The 15,543-nt window shown below is 69.3% G+C and carries 14 protein-coding genes; 5 read left to right on the forward strand and 9 right to left on the reverse strand.

Annotation, left to right across the window (positions count from 1 at the left end):
* The first annotated feature begins 83 nt into the window (after positions 1–83).
* Genes ACIBKX_RS30235 through ACIBKX_RS30245 form a run of 3 tightly spaced genes read left to right on the forward strand, consistent with a single transcriptional unit; the run spans position 84 to position 3,770 of the window.
* On the forward strand, positions 84–1,091 hold the full coding sequence (locus ACIBKX_RS30235) for an NAD(P)-dependent oxidoreductase (RefSeq protein ID WP_363275135.1): 1,008 nt from the start codon (positions 84–86) through the stop codon (positions 1,089–1,091).
* On the forward strand, positions 1,084–2,388 hold the full coding sequence (gene rfbH, locus ACIBKX_RS30240) for a lipopolysaccharide biosynthesis protein RfbH (RefSeq protein ID WP_399376491.1): 1,305 nt from the start codon (positions 1,084–1,086) through the stop codon (positions 2,386–2,388). Before ACIBKX_RS30235 ends, rfbH begins: the two co-directional genes overlap by 8 nt.
* Positions 2,385–3,770 (forward strand): NDP-hexose 2,3-dehydratase family protein, encoded by a 1,386-nt coding sequence (locus ACIBKX_RS30245; protein ID WP_363275136.1) that lies wholly within the window; start codon positions 2,385–2,387, stop codon positions 3,768–3,770. Before rfbH ends, ACIBKX_RS30245 begins: the two co-directional genes overlap by 4 nt.
* 95 nt (positions 3,771–3,865) lie before the next feature.
* Here the strand turns inward: ACIBKX_RS30245 and ACIBKX_RS30250 are convergent, their stop codons facing one another.
* The 4 genes from ACIBKX_RS30250 to ACIBKX_RS30265 form a co-directional block, all read right to left on the reverse strand.
* Positions 3,866–4,864 (reverse strand): Gfo/Idh/MocA family oxidoreductase, encoded by a 999-nt coding sequence (locus ACIBKX_RS30250; RefSeq protein ID WP_363275137.1) that lies wholly within the window; start codon positions 4,862–4,864, stop codon positions 3,866–3,868.
* Positions 4,861–5,835, reverse strand: coding sequence for a dTDP-glucose 4,6-dehydratase (gene rfbB / locus ACIBKX_RS30255; RefSeq protein WP_363275138.1), 975 nt, complete (start codon positions 5,833–5,835; stop codon positions 4,861–4,863). Before rfbB ends, ACIBKX_RS30250 begins: the two co-directional genes overlap by 4 nt.
* Positions 5,835–6,740, reverse strand: a complete 906-nt coding sequence (gene rfbA / locus ACIBKX_RS30260) for a glucose-1-phosphate thymidylyltransferase RfbA (protein ID WP_363275140.1) — start codon at positions 6,738–6,740, stop codon at positions 5,835–5,837. Before rfbA ends, rfbB begins: the two co-directional genes overlap by 1 nt.
* A gap of 99 nt (positions 6,741–6,839) precedes the next feature.
* A complete protein-coding gene (locus tag ACIBKX_RS30265; RefSeq protein ID WP_363275141.1) occupies positions 6,840–8,150 on the reverse strand; it encodes a SidA/IucD/PvdA family monooxygenase in 1,311 nt (436 codons plus the stop codon).
* Between the two features lie 281 nt (positions 8,151–8,431).
* Between ACIBKX_RS30265 and ACIBKX_RS30270 the strand changes: the two genes are divergently transcribed.
* Complete coding sequence (locus tag ACIBKX_RS30270) at positions 8,432–9,088, forward strand: FMN-binding negative transcriptional regulator (protein WP_363275142.1); 657 nt, start codon at positions 8,432–8,434, stop codon at positions 9,086–9,088.
* Between the two features lie 96 nt (positions 9,089–9,184).
* Here ACIBKX_RS30270 and ACIBKX_RS30275 read toward each other — a convergent pair whose 3' ends face one another.
* Positions 9,185–9,790, reverse strand: coding sequence for an LmbU family transcriptional regulator (locus ACIBKX_RS30275; protein WP_363277117.1), 606 nt, complete (start codon positions 9,788–9,790; stop codon positions 9,185–9,187).
* 665 nt (positions 9,791–10,455) lie between these two features.
* On the opposite strand from ACIBKX_RS30275, the gene ACIBKX_RS30280 reads away from it, so the two are divergent.
* Positions 10,456–11,592 carry an IS701 family transposase gene (locus ACIBKX_RS30280; RefSeq protein WP_399376495.1) on the forward strand — a complete coding sequence of 379 codons (1,137 nt, stop codon included), beginning with the start codon at positions 10,456–10,458 and terminating at the stop codon, positions 11,590–11,592.
* Between the two features lie 76 nt (positions 11,593–11,668).
* On the opposite strand, the gene ACIBKX_RS30285 is transcribed toward ACIBKX_RS30280, so the two are convergent.
* The 4 genes from ACIBKX_RS30285 to ddaH all read right to left on the reverse strand — a co-directional run bounded on the left by ACIBKX_RS30285 (position 11,669) and on the right by ddaH (position 15,525).
* Positions 11,669–12,508: an ABC transporter permease gene (locus tag ACIBKX_RS30285; protein WP_363277121.1), complete on the reverse strand. Its 840-nt coding sequence runs from the start codon at positions 12,506–12,508 to the stop codon at positions 11,669–11,671.
* A gap of 29 nt (positions 12,509–12,537) precedes the next feature.
* Complete coding sequence (locus ACIBKX_RS30290; protein ID WP_363277115.1) at positions 12,538–13,530, reverse strand: ATP-binding cassette domain-containing protein; 993 nt, start codon at positions 13,528–13,530, stop codon at positions 12,538–12,540.
* Between the two features lie 184 nt (positions 13,531–13,714).
* Positions 13,715–14,500: an alpha/beta fold hydrolase gene (locus tag ACIBKX_RS30295; RefSeq protein WP_363277114.1), complete on the reverse strand. Its 786-nt coding sequence runs from the start codon at positions 14,498–14,500 to the stop codon at positions 13,715–13,717.
* Positions 14,501–14,673: 173 nt separating this feature from the next.
* Positions 14,674–15,525 (reverse strand): dimethylargininase, encoded by an 852-nt coding sequence (gene ddaH, locus ACIBKX_RS30300; protein ID WP_363277113.1) that lies wholly within the window; start codon positions 15,523–15,525, stop codon positions 14,674–14,676.
* Positions 15,526–15,543: the final 18 nt, after the last annotated feature.

A 15,543-nucleotide genomic window follows, 5' to 3' on the forward strand; every position in this document is an offset into this window, starting at 1 on the left:
ACCGGCCCTAGACCGGCTTTAGCCACGCGGCCAAGACTCGCCGTACCGGTTCGTGTGGACCGCCTACAGAGTGGGAGGACCGGATGGCAGGGATCCAGGTGGCGACCGAGCGATCGGTCCTCGTACTGGGTGCGACGGGCTACCTGGGGCGGCACATCTGCGCCGCGTTCGCCGCGACCGGCGCCCGGGTCGTCCGGGTCAGCCGGGGTTCGCGGGACGACGGCACGGACATCCGCCTCGACGTCGAGGCCGCCGACACCGCCGAACTCACCCGCCTGTGCGCCGAATCAGGGGCGCGGGTCGTGGTGAACGCCGTGGGCGCGGTCTGGAGCGGCACCGAGCAGCAGATGACCGCGCTCAACGACCGCTTCGTGGAGCGGCTCACGGATGCCGTGGCCGCCCTGCCGGGCCGGCCACGCCTCATCCAGCTCGGCAGCACCCACGAGTACGGTCCGGCCGGCCCCGACGACGTGATCGACGAGGACTGGCCGCAGGAACCGACGACCGTGTACGGCCGCACCAAACTGGCGGGCACCCGCACCGTCCTGCGTGCCGTCCGGGAACGGAAGGTCGACGGGGTGGTGCTGCGCGTCTCCGTCTCATGGGGACCCGGCGCACCCGTGGGCAGCCTGCCCGGGATGGTGGCCGCCCGCCTCGCGGCCGGCCACGACGAGCTGCGGCTCGCCCCGCTGGTCGCCCACCGCGACGTGGTGGACGTGCGGGACGTCGCCGACGCCATCGTCGCGGCGGCCGGCATCCCCGAGTCGGCGCTCGCCGCGACGGGACCGGTCATCAACATCGCACGGGGCGAGACCGTCCCGGTCCGCGAGCTCGTCGACCTCATGATCTCGACCAGCGGCCGCTCGGTCCGCGTACAGGAGGAGCGGTCCGGACAGCCGAACCGCTCCGACGCCCTGTGGCAGCGCCTGGACGTCACGCGGGCGCGGCGGCTGCTCGGCTGGGCACCACACCGGTCCCTGACGGACTCGGTACGCGATCTCCTCACGGCAGCGGGGGCGCCGGGACCCGCCGTGCCGCAGGTCTCAACTCCGGGACGGCCGACGGCCGAAGGAAGGACAGCAGATGAGTGAACGGGCCGCGCACATCCTCGACGAGGTGCGCAAATACCATCAGGACATCCAGGACGACCGGGGGTTCGTCCCCGGCGTCACGGAGATCTGGCCGTCCGGAGCGGTGCTCGACGAGGAGGACCGGGCGGCGCTCGTGGAGGCCGCCCTCGGCATGCGGATCGCGGCGGGCAAGTCGTCGCGCAAGTTCGAGTCGTCCTTCGCCCGCAGGATGAAGCGGCGCAAGGCGCATCTGACCAACTCGGGCTCGTCCGCGAACCTCCTCGCGGTCACCGCCCTCACCTCGCCGCAGCTCGGGGACCGCAGGCTCAAGCCGGGCGACGAGGTGATCACGGTGGCCGCGGGCTTCCCCACCACCGTCAACCCGATCCTGCAGAACGGTCTCGTCCCGGTCTTCGTGGACATCGACCTGCACACGTACAACACCACCGCGGAGCGCATCGAGAAGGCCATCGGCCCGCGCACCCGCGCGATCATCGTCGCGCACGCGCTCGGCAACCCCTTCGAGGTCGCGGAGGTGGCGCAACTGGCCGAAGAACACGACCTGTTGCTGATCGAGGACACCTGCGACGCGGTCGGCACCACGTACAAGGGGCAGCTCGTCGGGACCTTCGGCGACCTCACCACCGTCAGCTTCTATCCGGCGCACCACCTCACCATGGGCGAGGGCGGCTGTGTGCTCACCTCGAACCTGGCGCTCGCCCGGATCGTGGAGTCGCTGCGGGACTGGGGCCGGGACTGCTGGTGCGAGCCGGGCGAGAGCGACACCTGCCGCAAGCGGTTCGGCTACCAGATGGGGACGCTGCCGGCCGGCTACGACCACAAGTACATCTTCTCGCACGTGGGTTACAACCTGAAGGCGACCGACCTCCAGGCGGCGCTCGGCCTGACCCAGCTGGAGAAGCTCGACGAGTTCTGCGCGGCGCGCCGGCGCAACTGGCGGCGGCTGCGCGAGGGCCTCGCGGACGTCCCGTGGCTGCTGCTTCCGGAGGCCACGCCGGGCAGCGACCCGAGCTGGTTCGGCTTCGTCATCACCGTGGACCCCGACGCGCCCTTCCACCGCTCGGAGCTGGTGGACTTCCTGGAGAGCCGGAAGATCGGCACGCGCCGCCTGTTCGCGGGGAACCTGACCCGCCACCCGGCGTACGCCAACCGGGAGTTCCGGGTCTCGGGCACCCTCACCAACAGCGATCTGGTCACCGAGCACACCTTCTGGGTCGGCGTGTACCCCGGCCTCACCGACGAGATGATCGATTACGTCGTCGAGTCCGTCACCGAGTTCGTGGCGGCCCACCGATGAGCGCGTCGGGAGGCGCGCCGGTGCGGCCGGGGCTCAAGGCCCGGCAGGACGCCGCGCTCGCCGACCGGGTCGCCCGGTCGGCGGCGGCGCTGACCGGCGAGTCAGCGGAGGAGATCCGCGACTGGCTGCACCGGCGCCGCGAGGAGGTGCGGTTCTCGGTGGACCGCATCCCCTTCGACGAGCTCGACGGCTGGTCGTTCGCCCCGGACACCGGGAACCTCGTGCACCGCAGCGGGCGCTTCTTCACCGTGGAGGGGCTGCGCGTCGGTGTCGGCGAGCCGCCCGCCCGCGTCGAGTGGCACCAGCCCATCATCGTGCAGCCGGAGGTCGGCATCCTGGGCATCCTGGCCCGGGAGTTCGACGGGGTGCTGCACTTCCTGATGCAGGCCAAGATGGAGCCCGGCAACCCGGAGCTGCTGCAGCTGTCCCCCACCGTGCAGGCCACGTACAGCAATTACACGCAGGTCCACAAAGGCGCGGCCGTCCGGTATCTGGAGTACTTCACCGATCCGGCCAAGGGACGGGTCCTGTCGGACGTGCTGCAGTCCGAGCACGGTTCGTGGTTCCACCGCAAGCGCAACCGCAACATGGTCGTCGAGGCGGTCGGCCCGGTCCCGGAGCACGAGGACTTCCGCTGGCTCACGCTGGGCCAGATCCATGAGCTCCTGGGCCACGACAACACGGTGAACATGGACGCCCGTTCGGCGCTCGCCGGGCTCTACGGCACCAGCGCGTCCGACGCCCTGCACTCCGACACGGAGCTGCTGTCCTGGCTCGCCGCGCAGCGCTCGGTGACCCCGATCCGCGGGGAGCGCGTCCCGCTGTCCGGCATACCGGCCTGGACGCGCGGCACGCACACGGTCGAGCACGAGCACGACCGGTACTTCCGTGTGGTGGCCGTCGCCGTGCAGGCCGGCAACCGCGAGGTCGGCCAGTGGACGCAGCCGCTGTTCGAACCACGCGGCCAGGGCGTCACCGCCTTCGTGACCCGCACCATCGAGGGCGTACCGCACGTGCTGGTGGGCGCCCGTGCCGAGGGCGGTTTCCTGGACGCGGAGCTGGGCCCCACCGTCCAGGCCACGCCGGGCAATTACGCGCATCTGCCGGCCGCGGAGCAGCCGCCGTTCCTCGACCTGGTGACGAACGCCGACCCGTCCCGGATCCGCTACTCCGCGCTGCACTCCGAGGAGGGCGGCCGCTTCCTGGACGCGGTCAGCCGCTATCTGGTCGTGGAGGCCGACGAGAGCGAGGCGCCGCTGGCCGCCCGGCCCGGTTTCCGCTGGGTCTCGCGCGACCAGCTGGCCGCGCTCGCCCAGTACAGCCACTACGTCAGCGTCCAGGCGCGCACGCTCCTGATGTGCCTGAACACGCTGAAGGCCTAGGGCCTGTCGGCGAACGGCAGTTGACCGGAACACACTTTGGCCGGGCCCCCGATCGGGGGCCCGGCCAAAGTGTGTGGGGCGTGGCATGCGGAGGGCTACGGGACCTCGGTCCTTCGTGCCTTCCGCTCGATGTCGGCGACGAGCCGCGCCTGGCGCAGGCTCGTGGCCGCGTGTCCCGCGACGTTGGCGCCGGTTCGCACGGCGTCGGCGAAGTACCGTACGACGTTGACGAATTGGTCGTCGGCGGGCAGCTCGATCTGCTCGCTGCCGTCCTGCCGGTCGACGGTCGCCACCGGTCGGAACCCCGGCGGCGGCGTGAACGCCCGCTCGATGCGCAGCCGTCCGCCGCCGCCCGCGAACTCGACGGCCGTCCGGTAGGAGTGCTGCATCCCGAAGACGAGGTCGGCGCTCACCCCGCCGGGCGTGCAGGCGAGGATCCGCCCGGCCACCACCGCGCCCGTGCGGGAGCTGACCCGCAGCACGGCGTGCAGCACCTCGACGTCCGTGCCGAGGTAGTACAGGGCGGTGTGGACCGGATAGATGCCCATGTCGAGCAGGGCTCCGCCGCCGACCTCCGGCTGGTGGCGGATGTTGTCGTCGGGCAGCGGCGGGATCGTGAACACGGCCGTGAGGTCGCGTACGTCCCCGATGGCGCCGTCGGCGAGCAGCTTGCGCACGCGGGCGTGCTGCGCGTGGTGCGGGAAGGCCACGTTCTCCAGGAGCACGAGACCGCGGGACGCGGCGAGCCGGAGCAGCCGCTCCGTGCTCTGCGCGTCCCCGGTCAGCGGCTTCTCCGCGAGGACGTGCTTGCCGGCCCGCAGCGCCTTCTCCACCCACTCGGCGTGCAGCATCGCGGGCAGCGGCACATAGACGGCGTCGATGTCGGGGGACGCGAGCAGCGCCTCGTACCCCGAAACCGACGCGCAGTCGAACGCGGCGGCGAACCGGGCCGCCTTGGCCAGGTCACGGCTGGCGACGGCGGCCACCTCGACGCCGGGCGCGGCGGCCACCGCCGGGAGGGTCCGGCGCCAGGCGATGTCCGCGCAGCCGAGCACGCCGAGCCGCAGCGGGCGTGCCGGGGTTCCGTCGGTCATGCCGTGGCACCCGGTACGAACGGCTCCCACCAGGAGCGGTTGTCCCGGTACCAGGCGACCGTCTCGGCGAGCCCGGTCGCGAAGTCGCGCCGCGGCCGGTAGCCGAGTTCGTCGCGGGCCTTGTCGTCGTGGATCGAGTAGCGCCAGTCGTGGCCCTTGCGGTCCTCGACGTTGCGCACCTGGTCCCAGCTGGCGCCGCAGGCCTTGACGAGGAGTTCGGTCAACTCCAGGTTGGTCAGCTCGGTGCCGCCGCTGATGTTGTAGATCTCGCCGGCCCGGCCACGGGTGCGGACCAGGTCCACGCCCAGGCAGTGGTCCTCGACGTGCAGCCAGTCGCGTACGTTGCTGCCGTCGCCGTAGAGCGGGACCTCGCCGCCGTCGAGCAGCCGCGCGACGAACAGTGGGATGACCTTCTCGGGGAACTGCCGCGGCCCGTAGTTGTTGCAGCAGCGGGTGACCCGGACGTCCAGGCCGTGGGTGCGGTGGTAGGAGAGGGCGATCAGGTCGGACGCCGCCTTGGACGCCGCGTAGGGCGAGTTGGGGCCGAGCATGTCCTGTTCGCTGAAGGAGCCGCTGCGGATGGAGCCGTAGACCTCGTCGGTGGAGACGTGCACGAAGCGGTCGACGCCGTGCCGCAGCGCCGCGTCGAGGAGCTTCTGGGTGCCGGTGACGTTGGTGCGCACGAACTCGTCCGCACCCGCGATGGACCGGTCGACGTGCGACTCCGCCGCGAAGTGCACCACCTGGTCGGCCCGTGACATCAGCCGGTCGACGACCTCGTCCTCGCAGATGTCGCCCTGCACGAAGGTCAGCCGGGGGTCGGCCAGGTCGAGGTTGTCGGTCCGGCCCGCGTAGGTGAGCTTGTCCAGGACCGTGATGTGGGAGACGTCCGCCGCCGTCTCGGGCGCGAGCAGTCTGCGGACGTACGCGGAGCCGATGAAGCCCGCGGCTCCGGTGACCAGGAGCCTCATCAGACCTCCAGGAAGTTGTCGAGCGTCGGGTTCAGCCGGTACTCGCGGGCGGTTTCCATGACGTACTGGCCGTAGGGCGAATTGCCCATCTCGGCGCCGAGTTCGTAGCAGGCCTCGGGGCTGATGAAGCCCATGTACATCGCGATCTCCTCGACGCACCCGATCCGGGTCGCCTGGTGGTGCTGGATGGTCCTGACGAACCGTCCGGCGTCGAGCAGGCTCTCGTGCGTCCCGGCGTCCAGCCAGGTGACGCCCCTGCCGAGCCACACCAGGTCGGCGCGGTCCTCCGCGAGGTAGGCGCGCAGTACGTCAGTGATCTCCAGCTCGCCGCGGGCGGAGGGCTTGAGGTCCCGCGCGATGTCCCCGACGGTGTGGTCGAAGAAGTACAGGCCGGGAATCGCGAGGTTCGAGCGCGGGTGCTCCGGCTTCTCCTCGATGCCGATGAGCCGGCCCTTGCCGTCGATCTCGGCGACGCCGAAGTGCTGCGGCTCGGCGACCTGGTGGCCGAAGAGCACGCAGCCGCGCATCTCCCGCGCGCTCCTGCGCAGTACGGCGGGCAGGTTGGCGCCGTGGAAGACGTTGTCGCCCAGGATCAGGGCGCAGTCCTCGCCCTGGATGTGGTCGGCGCCGACGCGGAAGGCGTCGGCGATCCCCCGCGGCTCGTCCTGCGTCCGGTAGTCGATGTGCATGCCGAGCCTGCTGCCGTCCCCGAACAGGCGGCGGAACAGCTCGATCTCGGCGGGGCGGGCGATGATGAGGACGTCGTCGATGCCCGCGAGCATGAGCACGGACAGCGGGTAGTAGACCAGGGGCTTGTCGTAGACCGGGACGAGCTGCTTGGAGCCCACGAAGGTGAGGGGCTGCAGTCGCGTCCCGTTCCCGCCCGCAAGGACTATGCCCTTCACCGGATTGCGACCGTACGACGGGGGCATGCGGCCGTTCGGCGCGCCTCCCGGATCATCGGGCGGACCATGTCTCCTCCATTTGTCACAGAAATCTCTGGGTTACGCCGTCACCGGTGCGCTCTCCGCGCGCCGCCCGAGCATGGATTCGGCTATCTCTCCGCTGCGTACGGCGATGTTCGAGAGCAGCGACGAGGTGAGGCCGTGGGTGTGCTCGGTGCCGCCCTGGAGGTAGATCCCGGTGGACAGCTCGGGGGTGGTGACGAGCCGGTAGTCGCGCGTCACCTGGTGCCGTCCCGCCTCGTCGCGCAGGCAGTACCGGTCGAGGTCGCCGAGCAGTCCGCTCGGGTCCATCGAGTCGTAGCCGGTCGCGAAGACGAGCGCGTCGACGTCGAGTTCCCGCGAACCGCTGCCGAGCCGCGACTCCAGGGAGACCCGGGTCTCGTTGCCGACCCGCGTGATCTCGCTGACGCGGGTGAGGTTGAGGAAGTGCAGCCGTTTCGTGCCGCGTACGTCCTCGTCGTAGGACCGGCCGTGCAGATCCCTGATGACCTCGTCGTCGACGACGGAGTAGTTGGTGTTCTTGTGGTACTGCCAGAAGGCTTCGCGGGTGTCGCCCGTGCCGAAGTAGTAGTCGTCGACCGCGTCGGGGTCGAACACCTGGTTGGCGAAGGGCGTGTCGTCGGCGACGGAGTATCCGTACGAGGGGACGATCGCGGAGACCTGGGCGTGCGGCAGGCTGTCGTACAGGAACCTGGTGATCTCGGCGGCGCTCTGGCCGGCGCCGACCACGGCCACCCGCTTGAGGTCGTCGGGGTTCACCGCGCGGAACTTGGCGAGGAACTCCGAGCTGTGCCAGACGCGTTCGTCACGTTGTACGCCCTCGGGCATGCGCGGCACCAGTCCGGTGGAGATGGCGACGTTGCGCGCGTTGACCAGCCGGGTGCCGCTCCCGCCGCGCACCTCGACCTGTACATACGGAGAGGGTCCGGAGGCGGCCTGCGGCGGCAGGGTGATCCCGACGACCTCCGAGCCGTAGGAGACGGGGTTCGCCAGGCGTGCCTGGGCCCACTCCAGATACTGATGGAACTCCTGCCGCGTCGGGAAGAACGTCTGGGTGTTCACGAACTGCGTCAGCCGGCCGGCGTCGTGCAGGTAGGAGACGAAGCTGAACCGCGAGACCGGATTGCGGAAGGTGGCCAGGTCCTTCAGGAAGGACACCTGCATCGTCGTCGACGGCAGCAGCATGTTGCGGTGCCAGCCGAACGCGGGCTGCCGCTCGAAGAACGCGGCGGTGACCGGATGCCCCGAGAAATTGACTCCGTGCTCCTCCAGGGCAATGGCGAGCGACAGGTTGGATGGACCGAAGCCGATGCCGACCACGTCATAAATCTCTTGTGCACTGGTACCCATAGAAACTTTTCTCCCGCTAGCGTCGCTGCGACAGGGACTTCCACATCTTCGATGGGTCAATTGCGGTAACTGCACTGGAGACCATCGTGACGCCAACGTAGATGGCCGGGGAAAGCCATTGCAAGACGCCTCTGACTGTTGACTCCCCGTACGCCTGTCCCGCCGACAGGACAGCAATGGGAATACTTCGGCGCGCTGGCAGCCGCACACAATGGGTGGGTATCCTCCGACAACTTGGATCCGCACTATGACCGCTAGCAACCGAGGGGTGTGATTTCCGGGTGTTCGTTCCCAGTAACTACCGTGAACCGGACAGTTCGTGGATGGTGGACCTGATCCGCAACAATCCGCTGGCGATGGCCGTGATCAACGGAAGCGCGGACGAAGGGCCGTTCGCCACGCATCTTCCGGTGATTCCGGACCACCGGTCGTCCGGCGAATGGCCCGAGGATCTGGCGGGCGCCACGCTGATCGGCCACATGAATAGGGCGAATCCGCACTGGCGGGCGCTGGAGACGAATGACGTCATACTCCTGGCTTTCACGGGGCCGCACGCATATGTCTCGCCGACGGTGTACGAAGTGACGCCGGCCGCACCGACGTGGAACTTCACTTCGGTGCATGTCCGCGGCGTGGTGGAAAAGATCGACACCATCGAGGAAACCCTCGAAGTCGTGCGGGCGACCGCCCGGACCTACGAGGCCCAATTCGGGGCCGGCTGGGACCAGTCGGAATCGCTCGACTACTTCCGCAAGATTGTTCCCGGCGTCGGCGCCTTCCGGGTCACGGTGACCGGGGCCGAGGGCATGTTCAAGCTCAGCCAGGAGCAGCCCGCCGAGGTCCGCGACCGGGTGCAGCGGTCGTTCGGGGCACGCGAGTGCACCCGGCACCAGCAGACCGCCGACCTCATGGCCCGGCTCCCGCAGCCGGGCGCCTGACGCGGCTGTCAGCCGCGCCCGACGACAGAGCCCGAGGGGCCCGCACTCCGTCCGGAGTGCGGGCCCCTCGGGCTCTGTCGTGCCGCCTTTATCGTTTCATCCGGTCAGGCACTCGCGCTGGCCCGCTCCCGGAATCGCACCGCCGGCCTGCTCCTGCAGCTTCTCCAGTATCTGTTCGGCCGCGCTGTCGAGGGTGGCGAGCACCCACTGCTCCAGCTCGACCCCGGACTCCGTCGCGGCCTTGTGCCACCACTGGAGCCGGCTGTCGGGCACGGCGAGCCGACGCGTCGCCTCGGTCTGCGCCACCTCGCGCACCTCGTCCCCGCGGGCGACGCGCATCGCCCTGCGCAGTTGCTTGGTGCTCCACCCGTGCTGCTCCGCCTGGTCGAGCCAGTGCTCCTGCTCCTCGACCGGGCGGGACGCGAGCTCGGCGTGGTGCTGGAAGCTCAGCGCGGCCCGCCGCCTGCCCATCTCGAAGCGGCGCGACACCCAGGCGTAGTTCCGCAACGTCTGGTATTGGAGGCCGGCGGCACGAACTCCGCGCTCATACCGGTCGCTGTAGTGGTCTTTCCCGTATACCAGCCAGTCGCCGAGCCACCACGAAGTGGAATTGACAATTCCAGAGAGCTGGCGACCAGCCGACTCCCAGTTCTCGAAGGTGAGTCCGACGGGCAACTGCAGCCCGACTTTCGTGGTCAGCACCTGGCTTGATTGTCGGTCGTCGTGGACACCTCTGCCCTGCCTCGGAACCGCTTCCGCTCTCCTCCGGAACAGCACAGATTTCGTTGCGTCAGTTTTCGACATGGCTGACCTTCCCCCGTTCCACTATGCGGCCGGTCGGGGCCGCCCGTTCGAGTAGAACTCAAGGGAAAGTTGAGATCAAGCGAGCCGCCTCACCCGTTCACACTTGTTGAAGTTCGCATAGTACGGGCTCTCTCAGGGCTTCCGGAGCGGAATCGGAAGCTCACATTCCGACGCTGATGAGGCCTGAGAGCATTCCACATCGTAGTGAACTGGCGTTAAACGGACAGCCTCCTGACGCAACGTGACAGGCCGGGGCCCAGACCCGCCGGTGGCATTGCGACACGCGTTAACGGCACGACAAAGGAAAAAGTAAGGGGTGACCTCCCGGATCGAAGATGGCAGAATTCCCCCGGCTTCGAGGCTGGGCGGCCAGAGTCGAGAGCGCCTTGGCCGGTTCCGGTTCCGAAAGCCTCAGCGGGGAGGCGATCCAGATCGGCATGATGCACTTTCGGCCAAGTTTCACGCCGTTAGTTGCGTCGTATCGGGAATCGTGCTTGCCCCCTGCTGGTCTCGCGCCGACCGGAGGTAGGGGGAATTGCGACATGACTAGGCCCGGCGTAGCCATGGGCGAGACATCGCCCGTCGGTAACGACAGCACGACCTTGACTGCTTTTTCCGATGAAGTCTTCAGTGACATTAGGCGGGCGGACCAACGGAGGTGGGCCCGGGCCTACCTGTCGGGACTGCTCATCACGCCGGGGAACAAGTCCGTGCGCCGGCTGGCACATCACGTCTCCTCTTCTCCGACCGCCGCCCAGTCGCTGCGCCAGTTCGTGTCCACCAGTCCGTGGGGCTGGGATTCGGTCATGAGCAAGCTCACCCGGTGGGCCGAGGGCTGCAAGCCCGCCTCCGCCTGGACGATCCATCGCGTCGTCATACCCAAGTCCGGCGAGCGGTCGGTGGGCGTGCACCGCTACTTCGACCCGCTGGCGAGCCGGACGCTCAACTGCCAGCTGGGCATCGGGGCGTTCCTCTCCATCGGCTCGGTGCAGGTGCCCGTCGACTGGCGGCTGTACCTGCCCGCGCCCTGGACGGAGGACACCCAGCTGCGTCGCCGGGCGCGCATCCCGGACACCGTCCAATACCGGCCACTGGGCGGGCAGATGCTCGATCTGGTCGACACGCTCACGAGCCGCACGGCGCGATCGTCCGTCCCGCTCGTGACCGACATGAGCGACACCCCCGAGGCCGATTCCTTCGTGCGCGGGCTCAGCCGGCGGGAGCGCGGCTTCGTCGTCGGGCTGCCCTCGTACCTGCGGGTGTGGCCGGCCGGTGACGGCGCCCCGCCCGCCCGAGTCCTCATCAGCGCCGGGAAGTTCATGGCCGGAGCTCGCTCCGTCGACAGCGTGCGGGTCACCACGGAGGACGGCCGGCAGTGGTCGACGCGGGTCCGGTCCGGCCTGGTCCGGCTGCCCGGCGGACGCGCGGCCGGTCCGCCCGACGGCCCCTTCCGCCTCTTCGCCGAAGTGACCGAGGACGAGCGCCCCGAGCAGCTGTGGATCACCAACCTGACCCACCGGCCCCTCGACGAGATCATGTCGCTGACCACACTGAGATCGAGCGCCGCCGACTCCATCGACACCATGAAGCGCGACTTCGGCCTCGGCGACTTCGAGGGCCGGTCCTTTCCCGGCTGGTACCACCACATGGCCCTGGTCTCCTCCGCGTACGCCTATCAGCAGCTCGCCGTGTCCGACTGACTCATGGCAGGGGTGCGGCCCTGGACACCGCCGGGGGAAACGGGTGTTCAGGGCCGCGGTCTGGGTGCCTCCGCCGTTACGAGGAGGCGTTGCGGTACTTCCGCACCGCGAGGGCGCGGAAGATGACGATCATGGCGATCGAGTAGATCAGCGAGGCGAGCACCGAGTTCTGCATCGGCCAGGCGTCCGATGTCTGCACGCCGGGGTTGCCGAACAGCTCACGGCAGGCCTGCACGGTGGCGCTGAAGGGGTTCCAGTCGGCCACGTGCCGCAGCCAGGGCGTCATCTGGCCGGGGTCCACGAAGGCGTTGGAGATGAACGTCACCGGGAAGATCCACATCATGGGGGCGGAGGAGGCCGCCTCCGGCGTGCGGACCGAGAGGCCGGTCAGCGCGCCGACCCAGGTGAGCGCGTACCCGAGCAGGAGCAGCAGGCCGAAGGCCGCGAGCGCCTTGAGCACACCCTCGTGGATCCGCCAGCCGACGAGCAGGCCCACGAGCGCCAGCACGATCACGGTGATGGTCATCGTGACCACGTCGGCGAGCGTCCGGCCCGTGAGCACCGCGCCGCGGGCCATGGGCAGCGACCGGAACCGGTCGATGAGGCCCGTGCCCATGTCATGGGCGACGCCCGCGCCGGTCGCGATGGTGGCGAAGACGACCGTCTGGGCGAAGATGCCGGTCAGCAGGAACTCTCGGTACACATCGGAGTTGTTGCTGCCGCCGATGGTCATCGAGCCGCCGAAGACGTAGCTGAACATCACCACGAACAGCACCGGCTGGATCATGCTGAAGATGAACATCTCCGGGATCCGGGCCATCCGGGTCACGGTGTACTTCGTGATGACGAGCGAGTCCCGGACGGACTGGCCGATGCCGCCCGTGGCGGTCGGTGCCTCGGACACCGGGGCTGGCACCGCGCTCTGGGCGGTGGAGGCGGGGGCGGTCACTGCACACTCTCCTTCGTGGTCTGGTCCTCGGCCTGGCCGTTCTCCCCCGGCTCGGCGGAGCGGCCGGTGAGCGAGATGAACACGTCGTCCAGGGTCGGGCGGCGCAGCCCGATGTCGTCGATCGCGATGCCCTGCTCGTCCAGGTCGCGGATGATGTCGGCGAGCAGCCGCGCGCCGCCGGAGACGGGGACGGTGAGCTTGCGGGTGTGGTCGTCGACCGACACCTCGCCGCTGCCCCGGTTCGCCAGCACGGAGCCCGCGCCGACGATGTCCTCGCGGCTGTGCACGATCACCTCGATGCGCTCGCCGCCGATCTGGGCCTTGAGCTGGTCGGAGGTGCCGCGGGCGATCACCTTGCCGTGGTCGATGACGCAGATGTCGTGCGCGAGATGGTCGGCCTCTTCCAGGTACTGCGTGGTCAGCAGCAGGGTCGTACCCCCCTTGACCAGCTCCTGGAGTACGTCCCACAGCGCCTGCCGGTTGGTCGGGTCGAGGCCCGTCGTCGGCTCGTCCATCACCATCACCGGGGGCCGGACGACCAGCGCCGCGGCGAGGTCGAGCCGTCGCCGCATACCGCCGGAGTACGTCTTGGCGGGGCGGTCGGCGGCGTCGGTGAGGTTGAAGCGCTCCAGCAGGTCGGCGGCGCGGGCCTTCGCGTCACGGCTGCTCAGCTGGTAGAGCTGACCGACCATCTGCAGGTTCTCACGGCCCGTCAGATAGTCGTCCACCGCGGCGAACTGACCGGAGAGGCCGATGGAGCGACGCACGTCGTTCGGGTTCTTGACCACGTCGATGCCGGCCATCTTGGCCTGTCCGGCGTCGGGCTTGAGCAAGGTGGTGAGCATCCGCACGACCGTGGTCTTGCCGGCTCCGTTGGGACCCAGCAGACCGAGCACGGAACCCTGGGGGACGTCTAGGTCGACGCCGTCCACAGCCCGCACGTCGCCGAAGTGCTTCACCAGGCCTTCGGCGTAGATGGCGTCTGGCATAAGAGTTCTCCCCGGTATCGGATGGTTTCGAGCATGTGCGGCCGTTCTTCGCAAAGGTCGGACGTGAGCCGACGGCTGAGCAGCAATTCGAGATTAGGAGACGCGATACATCGCGTCAAGTCGCGACGCATATCGTCTTTGAGTCGCGACAGTCGCGAGTGCCGTGTCAGCCGCGAGTGCCGGGTCAGCCGGCGGTCACGGACCGGGCGGTGAACGCCGCCAGGTCCCGCGTGACGGCCCGGACCACCTCCGCCTCCCCGGACTGCAGATAGAAGTGGCCGCCCTCGAAGAACTCGGCCGTGAACTCCCCCGTCGTGTGCTCGCCCCACCGGAGGAACCCCTCGCGCGACACGTCCGCGTCCTGTTTCCCGCAGTACCCGCTGACGGGGCACGCGAGCCTGCCGCCGGAGACGTCCTGATAGGTCTCCACCGCCTTGAAGTCGGCGCGCATGGGCGGGATCACGGTCGCCAGGAGCTCCTCGTCGGCCAGCAGGGCGGCCGGAGTGCCCGCGAGCTCCGCCATGTGCGCGGTGATGCCCGCGTCGTCGAGCCGGTGGATGCCCCGGTCCTGAAGGATCGACGGAGCGGCGCGACCGGACACGATCACGCCCACGGGCCCGCGGCCCTGCCGCTCCAACCGCAGCGCGACCTCGTAGGCCAGCGCCGACCCCATGCTGTGCCCGAACAGCGCCAACGGCCGGTCCAGCCAGGGCGCCAGAGCCTTCACGATCTCGTCGGCCAATTCCCGGAGATCCTCCAGGGCGGGCTCGGCAAGCCGGTCCTGCCGACCGGGATACTGCGCTATCAGTACCTCACTCGTGGCGGACAAGGCCGCCGACAGCGAGAAATAGGCTGAGGCGGAACCTCCGGCGTGCGGGAGACAGAGCAGGGCCGGCCCTTCGCCCTTCGGCTCGTGGTACTGACGTATCCAGTTGCTGCGCACGGAGTTGTGACGGCGCGTGGTATTCATCGCTGCTTCCTCTCTTCGGCGGGAAAAGGGCAGCCGAAGCGATTGAGCCGCCGACGCGGATGTGCCGCATTCGCTCCCGCATGCCGCATTCCCGGATTCCGATTCCGGGTACGCCCGAACGCGGCTGTCCGGTCAACGGGACAGCCGGTCCGGACGGGCGTCGAACCGCCCCCTCAGCCCTCCTCGCCCCGCAGTTCGAGCGTGCAGCACTTGACGCTGCCGCCCGCCTTCAGGAGCTCCGTCAGATCGGCGCCGACGGGCGTGTAACCGCGCTCGCGCAACTGCGCCGCGAGGCCGGTGGCCGCGCGCGGCAGGATCACGTTCCGGCCGTCCGACAGCGCGTTGAGCCCGAACACGGCGGCGTCGGCCTCGTCGGCCAGGATCGCGTCGGGGAAGCGCTCGGCGAGCAGCTGCTGGCTCCCCTTCGAGAACGCCGCCCGGTTGTACATGATCTCCCCGTCCCCGAGCACCGAGAGCGCCGTGTCGAGGTGGTAGAAGCGCGGGTCGACCAGCGTCAGGCTGACCACGGGGCGGCCGAAGAACTCGCGCATCTCGTCGTGGGCGCGCAGGTCGGAGCGGAAGCCGCTGCCGGCCAGGATCTCCCCGCCCACGTAGAGGAAGTCGCCCTCGCCCTCGTTGACGTACTCGGCCTGCCGCACCTCGGACCAGCCGCCGCGGCCGAACCATTCGAGGTACGCCGCGGACTCGTCGGCCCGCTGCTCGTGCCGGAACCGGGCGACGAGCACCTTGCCGTCCACGACGGTGGCCCCGTTGGCCGCGAACACCATGTCGGGCAGCCCCGGCACCGGCTCGATGAGCTGCACGTCGTGCCCGAGGGCGACGAACGTGTCGTGCAGCCACTTCCACTGGGCGAGCCCGACCTCCGCCGATGTGGCTCTGTTCGGGTCCATCCACGGATTGATGGAATAAGTGACGTCGAAGTGCGTTGGACGACACATCAGATAACGCCGTGGCGACGCCGCACGGGCGTTGCGCGTAGACCGTTCCGTGTTTATGTGCGACACCTTGATCCCGTCTCGTCT

Origin of the sequence: Streptomyces sp. NPDC050658 (assembly GCF_044457025.1) — a bacterium.
Taxonomy (GTDB): domain Bacteria; phylum Actinomycetota; class Actinomycetes; order Streptomycetales; family Streptomycetaceae; genus Streptomyces.